Annotated in this window: 9 protein-coding genes and 1 pseudogene; all 10 read left to right on the top strand. The window is 68.3% G+C overall.

The genetic code is table 11. The annotated features are described in order from the left end of the window. On the top strand, nt 1–734 hold a 734-nt coding region (locus tag AC1D1T_RS26380; RefSeq protein ID WP_477992797.1), incomplete at its 5' end, for a DUF3570 domain-containing protein. A 14-nt stretch (nt 735–748) separates the two neighbouring features. Next, nucleotides 749–1,354 carry an AraC family transcriptional regulator gene (locus AC1D1T_RS26375; RefSeq protein ID WP_477992796.1) on the top strand — a complete coding sequence of 202 codons (606 nt, stop codon included), beginning with the start codon at nt 749–751 and terminating at the stop codon, nt 1,352–1,354. A 6-nt stretch (nt 1,355–1,360) separates the two neighbouring features. Further along, nucleotides 1,361–3,295, top strand: a complete 1,935-nt coding sequence (locus AC1D1T_RS26370; RefSeq protein WP_477992795.1) for a tetratricopeptide repeat protein — start codon at nt 1,361–1,363, stop codon at nt 3,293–3,295. Then, nucleotides 3,276–6,089 carry a tetratricopeptide repeat protein gene (locus AC1D1T_RS26365; protein ID WP_477992794.1) on the top strand — a complete coding sequence of 938 codons (2,814 nt, stop codon included), beginning with the start codon at nt 3,276–3,278 and terminating at the stop codon, nt 6,087–6,089. Before AC1D1T_RS26370 ends, AC1D1T_RS26365 begins: the two co-directional genes overlap by 20 nt. Then, nucleotides 6,076–6,804 carry a tetratricopeptide repeat protein gene (locus AC1D1T_RS26360; RefSeq protein WP_477826161.1) on the top strand — a complete coding sequence of 243 codons (729 nt, stop codon included), beginning with the start codon at nt 6,076–6,078 and terminating at the stop codon, nt 6,802–6,804. Before AC1D1T_RS26365 ends, AC1D1T_RS26360 begins: the two co-directional genes overlap by 14 nt. Then, a complete protein-coding gene (locus AC1D1T_RS26355) occupies nt 6,801–7,127 on the top strand; it encodes a hypothetical protein (protein WP_477826160.1) in 327 nt (108 codons plus the stop codon). Before AC1D1T_RS26360 ends, AC1D1T_RS26355 begins: the two co-directional genes overlap by 4 nt. A gap of 107 nt (nt 7,128–7,234) precedes the next feature. Continuing rightward, complete coding sequence (locus AC1D1T_RS26350) at nt 7,235–7,846, top strand: MotA/TolQ/ExbB proton channel family protein (RefSeq protein WP_465112520.1); 612 nt, start codon at nt 7,235–7,237, stop codon at nt 7,844–7,846. A gap of 1 nt (nt 7,847) precedes the next feature. Further along, the gene (locus AC1D1T_RS26345) at nt 7,848–8,342 is read left to right on the top strand and encodes an ExbD/TolR family protein (RefSeq protein WP_047511925.1); all 495 of its coding nucleotides are present in this window, start codon (nt 7,848–7,850) and stop codon (nt 8,340–8,342) included. A gap of 11 nt (nt 8,343–8,353) precedes the next feature. After that, entirely contained in the window at nt 8,354–8,851 is a 498-nt protein-coding gene (locus tag AC1D1T_RS26340; RefSeq protein ID WP_477826159.1) for an ExbD/TolR family protein, read from the top strand. Further along, a pseudogene (locus tag AC1D1T_RS26335) lies at nt 8,848–9,573 on the top strand (AgmX/PglI C-terminal domain-containing protein); the annotation flags it as partial. The gene AC1D1T_RS26340 and the pseudogene AC1D1T_RS26335, both read left to right, overlap by 4 nt.

Genomic DNA, 9,573 nt, shown 5'->3' with positions numbered 1-9,573 from the left:
CGGTGAGCCTGGACGTCTCGCAGGAGGTGTTCGGCGGCATGACGACGATCAGCCTCGGCGCGACGCGCGGTGCCGACCAGGTCGGCTCGCGCTACGAGGGCATGTTCGACCGTGCGCAGCACTGGCGCTATCGCCTGGGCGTCACGCAGATCCTGACGCCGCGCTGGCTCGCGAGCGCGAACCTCGAGGCGGTCTCCGACAACGGCTACCTCGGCAACCCGTACCGCGTGGCCCAGGTGTTCGGCACCCTGGTGCAGGAGCGCTACCCGCGCACCCGCTCGAGCCGCGCGCTGAAGCTGCGCGCCATCGGCGACATCGGGCAGGGCGAGCAACGCGCCGCGCTGCGCGCCGAGTACCGCTACTTCTGGGACAACTGGGAGATCAAGGCGCACACGCTGGAGCTGGGCTACACCCGCTACTTCGGCGCGCAATGGCTGGGCGAGGGCTTCGTGCGCTMCAACACGCAGAAGCAGGCGCTGTTCTACGCCGACAACGCGCAGAGCGAGACGCGCTACGTGTCGCGCAACAAGCAGCTGAGCGACTTCAACGACGTGAGCGTCGGCGCGAAGGCCACCTACGCCGCCGGCAAGATCGCCGACAAGTACGACATCAAGTGGAACGCGCAGTACCAGTTCATGCGATTCCGCTACAAGAACTTCACCGACATCCGCACCCACAGCCTGTATTCGTTCGACGCGAACGTCCTCGAGCTGTTCGTCTCGGCCACCTTTTGAGAAAGACCGCGCCCATGTTCAAACGTAGTCGCAGCCTGCTGGCTGCCGGATGCCTGGCGGGACTGTTGGGACTGTCGTGCGGCGCCACCTTCGCGGCCGATGCGGCACCGGCGCCGGCCCCGGCCGCCAGCGCTCCCGAAGCCGCCATGGCCCCGGCCGCCGCCGCATCGTCAGCCGCCAGCCTCGACGGCCGCATCCAGGACCTGAAGGGCGACGTGATCCGCCTGAACCGCGACCTGCTGGTGCTGGAGGAGGAACTGCTGTTCCCCGCCAACACGCAGGTGGCGGTGTTCGTCTCGATGKACGTGGGCAAGATGTTCGAGCTCGGCTCGGTGCAGGTGAAGCTCGACGACAAGGTCGTCGCGAACTACCTCTACACCCCGCTGGAGGTGAAGGCCCTGCACCGCGGCGGCGTGCAGCGCGTGTTCCTCGGCAACCTGAAGGCCGGCGAGCACCAGATCGTCGCGGTGTTCACCGGCGGCGGCCCGCACTTCCGCGACTACAAGCGCGGCGCGACCGTCAAGTTCGACAAGACCACCGACCCGAAGTACATCGAGCTGCAGATCAAGGACAACACCGGCAAGCTGCAGCCGGAGTTCGAAGTCAAGGTCTGGCAGTAAGCCGCCATGCGCCTTCGCAACGTTCCCGCACACCTGCTGCGCCTGGGCGCCGTGGCGTGGCTCGCCGGCTCGCTATCGGGCATGGTCCTCGCCGCCGAGCCGCTGCCGCCGCACCGGGTGCAAGACCCGTACTACGGCGAGACGCTGTACCAGTTCTACCAGGGCCGCTATTTCTCGTCGATCACCGGGCTGATGGTGTCGCAGCATTTCGGCCGCGTCTCGCACCATGCCGATGAAGCCGAGATCCTGCGCGGTGGCCTGCTGCTGTCGTACGGCCTGCACCGCGAGGCCGGCGAGATCTTCGCGCAGCTGATCGAGAAGGGCGCGACGCCGGCGGTGCGCGACCGCGCCTGGTTCTACCTCGCGAAGATCCGCTACCAGCGCGGCTTCCTGCCCGAGGCCGAAGAGGCGCTGGGCCGCATCGAGAAGAACCTGCCGCCCGAGCTCGAGGAAGAGCGCGGGCTGCTGAGTGCCAACGTGCTGATGGCGCGCAACGATTTCGCCGGCGCCGCGGCGCAGCTGGAGGCGATGGCCAAGCTGCCCGATCCGGGCAAGATGCCCGGCGGCACCAACGCGACGCGCTATGCGCGCTTCAACCTGGGTGTCGCGCTGATCCGCACCGGTGACGCGGAGCGCGGCAACCAGCTGCTCGAGACCCTCGGCACGGCGCCCGCGCCCGACGAGGAAACGCGCAGCCTGCGCGACAAGGCCAACGTCGCGCTCGGCTTCGCCGCGCTGCAGGAAAACAAGCCCGAGGCCGCGCTGATCCACCTGGAGCGCGTGCGCCTGAACGGCATGCAGGCCAACAAGGCGCTGCTCGGCTTCGGCTGGGCCCAGGCCGCGCTGAAGCAGCCCAAGCGGGCGCTGGTGCCGTGGCAGGAGCTGGCGCTGCGCGACCCGGGCGATTCGGCCGTGCTCGAGGCGATGATCGCGGTGCCGTATGCCTATGCCGAGGCCGGTGCGAGCGGCCAGTCGCTCGACCGCTACAACGAGGCCATCGCGTCGTTCGAGCGCGAGAACGCCAACCTCGACCAGTCGATCACCGCAATCCGCGCCGGCAAGCTGCTCGACGGCCTGCTCGAGCGCAATCCCGGCGAAGAGATGGGCTGGTTCTGGAACATCGGCGAGCTGCCCGAGATGCCGCACGCCAACCACCTGGCGCCGCTGCTCGCGCAGCACTCGTTCCAGGAAGCCTTCAAGAACTGGCGCGACCTGCAGTTCCTGCGCAGCAACCTGCTGCAGTGGCAGGACAACCTCAGTGTGTTCAGCGACATGCTCGCCAACCGCCGCCAGGCCTATGCCGAGCGGCTGCCGAAGGTGCGCGCGAAGGCGGCCGACGGCGGGCTGGATGTGTTGCAGAAGCGGCTCGACGCGATCACCGCCGAACTCGCCCGCATCGAGACTGAGGAAGACCCCGCAGCGCTGGCCGATGAACAGCAGGTGGCGCTGCAGGCGCGCGTCGAGCACATCCGCGCGACGCTCGAGAAGGCCGGCGACATGCCCGAAGCGGTGGCGGCGCGCGAGCGCTTCCGCCTCGCGTCCGGCGCGCTGACCTGGCGCCTCGCGCAGGAGTACCCGCAGCACCTGTGGGACGCCAAGAAGAGCGCGCGCACCACCACCGAGGCGTTGGCCGACACGCGCCGCGTCGATGCGGCGCTTGCGCAGGCGCAGCAGGACGAGCCGGCCAAGTTCGATGCCTTCGCCGCGCGCATCGCCGAGCTCGGCAAGGCCATCGAGGCGCTGCTGCCGCGCGTGGCCGCGCTGAGCACCGAGCAGCAGCAGTTCGTGCAGGAGCTGGCGGTGAGCGAGCTCGTGCAGCAGAAGGACCGGCTGGTCGAATACACCACGCAGGCCCGCTTCGCCGTCGCACAGCTGTACGACCGCGCCGCGAGCCAGGCCAACAAGCAACTGGAACCCGCCAATGCGCCGCCCAAGCCATAGTCTGGCGCTGCTGATGCTGCTCGGGCTTGCCGCCTGTGCCGGCAAGAAGACGCTGCCCGGCGATGACCAGCCGACCCTGAAGTCGATGTCCGGCCGCGAGATCACCGTCGCGGAAGACAACGGCGTGAAGGCCGACGAGAACCAGGCCATCGCCGCCTACACCGAGTTCCTGAAGGCCGCGCCGAAGGCCACGYAGCGCGCCGAGGCGATGCGCCGCCTGGGCGACCTGGAGATGGACGGTGCCGACAACCGCCTGGCCGCCGGCCAGCAGACGCCGAACGGCACGCCCGACTACAAGGCCGCGACCGCGCGCTACCAGGAGTTCCTGAAGACCTACCCGCAGGACGAGACCAACGACCGCGTGCTGTACCAGCTGGCGCGTGCGCAGGAGCAGGGCGGCGAGCTCGAGCTCGCGCTGAAGACGCTCGACGACCTGGTCGCGAAGTACCCGAAGACGATCTACCGCGACGAGGCGCAGTTCCGTCGCGGCGAGCTGCTGTTCTCGACGCGCGACTACGCGAAGGCCGAGCAGGCCTACGGCACCGTGCTGCAGGGCGATTCGTCGAACCCGTTCCGCGATCGCGCGCTGTACATGCAGGGCTGGTCGCTGTTCAAGCTGGGCCGGCTCGACGATGCGCTGCACCCGTTCTTCGGCGTGCTCGACCTGAAGCTCGGCGGCCGCAAGGACGACGGCGAGCTGGAGACGCTGCCCGGCCTGACGCGCGGCGACCGCGAGCTGGTGGAGGACACCTTCCGCGTGGCGAGCCTGAGCCTGGAGAACCTGCAGGGCGCCGAGAGCATCCCCGCCTACATGACGACGCCGGAGCGCCGCGCCTACGAGTGGCGCGTCTACCAGCAGCTGGGCGAGCTGTACCTGCGGCAGGACCGGCCGAAGGACGCCGCCGACACCTTCAGCGCGTTCGCGCGCCGCGACCCGCTGCACGGCCAGTCGCCGCTGATGCAGGCTCGCGTGATCGCGATCTACCAGCAGAACGGCTTCGGCGCGATGGCGCTCGACGCGAAGAAGGAGTACGTGGAGCGCTACGGCGTCGACAGCGAGTTCAGCCGGCAGAACTCGGCCGCCTGGCAGGAGAACGCGCAGCCGCTGGTCAAGACGAATCTTGCCGAGCTGGCCCAGCACTATCACTCGCAGGCTCAGAAGAGCAAATCGACCGCCGACTATCAAGAGGCGGTGAAGTGGTACCGCAGCTACCTCACGTCGTTCCCGAAGGACCCGGAGGCGGCGCAGAACAACTTCCTGCTGGCCGAATTGCTGTACGAGGACGGGCGCTTCAAGGAAGCCGCGCCCGAGTACGAGAAGACCGCCTATGGCTACCCGCTGCACGCGAAGAGCGCCGATGCGGGCTATGCCGCGCTGCTGAGCTATGCCGCGCAGGAGAAGAAGGCGACGCCGGCCGAGCTGCCGGCGCTGCAGAAGGAGAGCGTCGAGAGCGCGCTGCGCTTCGCGAACGCGAACCCGGGCGACAAGCGCAGCGGCCCGGTGCTGACCAACGCGGCGGAGAAGCTGTTCGCGCTGGGCGACCAGGCGCGTGCGGCGACGGTGGCCCGGCAGGTGCTGGCGCTGCAACCGCCGGCCGAGCCGGCGAACCGGCGCGTGGCCTGGACCGTGATCGCGCACAGCTCGTTCGAGCGCGGCGAGTTCGATCAATCCGAGCAGGCGTACGGCGAGGTGCTGGCGCTCGCGCCGGCGAACGATCCGGCGCGCAAGGACCTGGTCGAACGCCAGGCGGCATCGATCTACAAGCAGGGCGAGCAGGCGCGCAGCAAGGGCCAGCTGGTCGAGGCGGTGAAGCACTTCACGCGCGTGGCCACGGTGGCGCCGCAGTCGAGCGTGGCGGCACCGGCGCAGTACGATGCGGCGGCCGCGATGATCGGCCTGAAGGACTGGGACGGCGCGAGCCGCACGCTGGAAGATTTCCGCAAGCGCTACCCGAACCATCCGCTGCAGGCCGACGTGGGCAACAAGCTCGCGCTGGCCTACACCGAGCGGGGCCAGTGGGCGCTGGCGGCCGGCGAGTACGAGCGTTTCGCCGCCACCAACAAGGATCCGGCGCTGGCGCGCGATGCACTGTGGCAATCGGCCGAGATGTACGAGAAGGCCGGATCGCGTGCGAACGCCGGCAAGGCCTACGAGCGCTACCTGAAGCAGGGTGGCATGTCGTTCGAGGCTTCGGTCGAGGCGCGGTACCGCCTGGCGAAGATCGCGAAGGACGACGGCAACGCGGCCCGCGAGTTCACCTGGATGAAGGAGATCTACCAGGTCGACCAGGCCGGTGGCGCGGCGCGCACGAACCGCACGCGCTACCTGGGCGCGACTGCGGCGCTCGCGATGGCGGCGCCGGTGGCCGACAGCTACCGCAAGGTGCAGCTGGTCGAGCCGCTGGCTGCGGCGCTGAAGAACAAGAAGGCGCGGCTGGAGGAATCGCTGAAGGCCTACACGGTGGCTGCCGACTACGGCGTGGCCGACGTGACGACCGCGGCGACCTACCAGATCGCGGCGCTCTACCAGGACTTCGGCAAGGCGCTCGTCAACTCGCAGCGCCCGAAGAAGCTGTCGAAGCTCGAACTGGAGCAGTACAACGTGATGCTGGAAGAGCAGGCCTACCCGTTCGAGGAGAAGGCCACCGAGCTGCATGAGCTGAATGCGCGGCGCACCACCAATGGCATCTACGACCAGTGGGTGAAGAGCAGCTTCAAGGCGCTGGGCGAGATCAGGCCGTTGCGCTATGGCAAGAGCGAACGCAGCGAAGGAGTCGTCGATGCGATTCGCTGAGCGCCACCTGACCCTCGTGATGTTGCTGGCCCTCGCCGGCTGCTCGACGATCCAGCAGCCGCTGCAGGCCCTGCGCGATGCCGTGATGCCGGCCAAGGCGGCCTCGGCACCGGCCGCATCGGCCTCGGCACCCGCCACCGTCGCGTCCGCTGCCGCCCCGGTCATCGCCCGCCCCGAGCCCGAAGCCCCGGTCGCCCCCGCGCTGCAACGCAGCTACGACGACGCCCGCCGCGCGCTGCGTGCCGGCCGCATGGAAGAAGCCGAGCGCGGCTTCAAGGCCATCGCGCAGGCCAACCCGGAGCTCGGCGGCCCACATGCCAACCTCGGCGTGATCTACCGCCAGGCCGGCAAGCTGCCCGAATCGGCCGGCGAGCTGGAGCAGGCCGTGCGCCTGAACCCGAAGCAGCCGCTGTACTTCAACCAGCTCGGCATCACCTACCGCCAGCAAGGCCAGTTCCCGAAGGCCAAGGACGCCTACGAGCGCGCCATCGCGCTCGATGCCGGCTATGCAGCGCCGCTGCTGAACCTCGGCATCCTGTACGACCTGTATCTGTGGGATGTTGCACAGGCCGCAGACATGTATGGCCGGTATCTTGCGTTGACTCCGGGTGGCGATGCCACGGTGACCAAATGGGTCGCAGATCTGAAGAATCGTAAGCAGCCTGCCGCGGCGCCCGCGCCGGCCGCGGCTGCGAACCGGAAGGAAAAACCATGAAGTCCCGAGACCCCTTGCGCGCGCCATTGACGGTGGCCGCGGTGTTCGCGATGCTGATCGCCGCGGGCCTCGCGCCGGCCTGGGCGCAGGACCGCGCCGACATCAAGGGCTCGCAGATCATCGGCAACCGCGAGCTGCCGAAGGTGCTGTACATCGTGCCGTGGAAGAAGCCGCTCGCCGGCGACCAGAGCGGCCGCCCCGCCGTCAGCGTGCTCGACGAGGCGCTCGCGCCGGTCGACCGCGACGTGTTCCGCCGCCAGGTCCAGTACGACACGCTGACGCAGCCGGTGGCTGGCGCCACACCCACCGCAGCCGCCAAGTAGTCACGCTTGCGGGCCTGCCGTTTTTTGTCGAATCACAGAGAAGTTTCCATCGGAGATCAGAGATGAATGCGTTCAACACAGCAGTGAAGTTTTTCCAGGATTGCGGCTTGTTCATCTATCCGAGCTTGTTGATCATGGCGATCGGCCTGGCGATCGGGATCGAGCGCTACATCGTGCTGAACAAGGCGCGCAGCGAGAACCGCAAGCTCTGGTCGCACGTGCTGCCGATGCTGCAGAACGGCCGCTTCAAGGAAGTCCAGAACGTCACCGCGAATTCCGATGCCGCGATCGGCAAGATCGTCAACTACGGCCTGACCCGCATGCAGAGCCCGGGCCGCCGTGAAGACTTCGACGCGGCGATGGAAGAGGGCATGATGGAAATCGTGCCGCGCCTGGAGAAGCGCACGCACTACATCGCGACCTTCGCGAACGTGATCACGCTGGTCGGCCTGCTGGGCACGATCATGGGCCTGATCAAGGGCTTCACCGCGGTGGCGCAGGTCAACCCGGCCGAGAAGGCCGAGATGCTGTCGGCCTCGATCTCGATCGCGATGAACAACACCGCGTTCGCGCTGATGGTCGCGATCCCGTTCCTGCTGCTGCACTCGTTCCTGCAGGCCAAGACCGCCGAAATCGTCGATGGCCTCGAGGCCGCCAAGATCAGCTTCCTGAACCTGGTGCAGCGCCTGAAGGCCGAGCAGAGCACCGGAGCGCGCTGAGATGGCTGCTCGTCGTCGCCTGCGAAAGGAAACGGCGCACCTGGAGATCACCGCGTTCATCAACCTGATCGTGGTGCTGGTGCCGTTCCTGCTGTCGACCGCCGTGTTCACGAGGCTGTCGGTGATCGACCTGTCGTTGCCGGCGAAGAACTCCGGCGTGGAGCAACTGAAGGTGGACAACCTTCAGCTGGAGGTGGTGCTGCGCCCGGATTCGCTGGAAGTCGGCGACCGCCTGGGCGGGCTGATCCAGCGCATCCCGAACAACGCGAAGGGGTATGACACCGCGGCCTTGTCGACGCTGATCCAGCAGATCAAGGTCAAGTTTCCGGACAAGGTGGATGCCAGCGTGCTGGCCGAGCCGAACACCTCGTACGACGCGCTCGTGCAGGTGATGGATGCGGTGCGCGTCGTCGCCACGCCCAAGGGGGCGGTGGTGGTGCACACCGAAATGTTCCCCAACATCTCGATCGGCGATGCGCCGGTCGTCAAGCGATAGGGACGGGGGCCATGGCACTGATGACACCGCTGCAGAAGCGGGCCGAGCGCCGCGCGCGCAACCAGACGGGGCTCGACATGAACCTCGTCTCGCTGATCGACGTGTTCACGATCCTGATCTTCTTCCTGCTCTCGAACGCGACCGGCGTCGAGCTGCTGCCGAGCCCGAAGGCCGTTCAGCTGCCGCAGTCGACGGCCGAGAAGGAGCCGAAGCAGAACGTGGTGCTGGTGGTGAGCGGCACCGAGATCATCGTCGAGGGCCGCAAGATCGCCAACGTGGCCGACGTGATGGGGCTGAAGGATGACCTGATCGGGCCGCTGAAGGACGAGCTCGACATCCAGGCCGGCCGCGAGATGATCCGCGAGGCCAACAAGGACAAGGGCAAGGCGCTCACGATCATGGGCGACAAGGACATCCCGTACCAGCTGCTGCGCAAGATCATGTACACCGCGGCGCGCGCGAGCTTCACCGACATGTCGTTCGCCGTGCGGCAGAAGGCGGGCGCATGAGTGCGGCGACCGTTTCGTTCAATCCCAGGGTGATGCCCTGGGCCGGCGTGCCCGAGGACGACGCGCGCTTTCGCCGCATCATCCAGCGCACTGTCGGCGTGTGCCTGCTGATCTTCCTGATCGTGCCGTGGCTGCCGGTGCGGCAACCCGACCGCACCGCACAGGCCGAGCTGCCGCCGCGGCTGGCCAAGCTGGTGCTGGAGACGCCTCCGCCCCCGCCGCCGCCGCCCAAGGTGCAGGAGAAGCCGAAGGATGCGGCCGAGGCGGCCGTGCCGCAGGCCAAGCCTGACCAGGCGAAGCCGATCCCGGCCAAGCCCGATCCGGTGAAGATGAAGGAGCCGATCCCCGAGGCGCGCGTGCCGCAGGCCAACAAGCCGCCGGGCGAGATCGAAGGCGCGCGCCGCAAGGCGGCCGGCGTCGGCCTGCTCGCGATGAAGGACCAGCTGCAGGAGCTGAGCGGCGCGCCGCTGGCGGTGCAGCTGAAGCCGGACATCAAGCAGGGGCCGGGCGTGGGTTCGGGCGTCGGCGTGGGGGTGGGCGCAGGCACCGAAGCCGGCTTGCCGGACCGGGCCATGATCACCTCGAACGCGACCGGCGGCAGCGGCGGCATCAACACCGCGGGCTACAGCCGCAACACCGGCGGTGGTGGACTGGCGGGTCGCTCGACGACGCTGGTCGCCGGCGTGGCCGGTGGTGGAGGTGGCGGCGGCAAGGGATCGGCG

This window comes from Rhizobacter sp. P2_H3 (assembly GCF_056403355.1).
This window is presented reverse-complemented; position numbering and strand designations above follow the sequence as displayed.

Bases quoted from the DNA above. Each gene is read 5' to 3' on its own strand.
- AC1D1T_RS26370 (WP_477992795.1), top strand. From the start codon at position 1,361: ATGCGCCTTCGCAACGTTCCCGCACACCTGCTGCGCCTGGGCGCCGTG.
- AC1D1T_RS26360 (WP_477826161.1), top strand. From the start codon at position 6,076: ATGCGATTCGCTGAGCGCCACCTGACCCTCGTGATGTTGCTGGCCCTC.
- AC1D1T_RS26355 (WP_477826160.1), top strand. From the start codon at position 6,801: ATGAAGTCCCGAGACCCCTTGCGCGCGCCATTGACGGTGGCCGCGGTG.
- AC1D1T_RS26345 (WP_047511925.1), top strand. From the start codon at position 7,848: ATGGCTGCTCGTCGTCGCCTGCGAAAGGAAACGGCGCACCTGGAGATC.
- AC1D1T_RS26340 (WP_477826159.1), top strand. From the start codon at position 8,354: ATGGCACTGATGACACCGCTGCAGAAGCGGGCCGAGCGCCGCGCGCGC.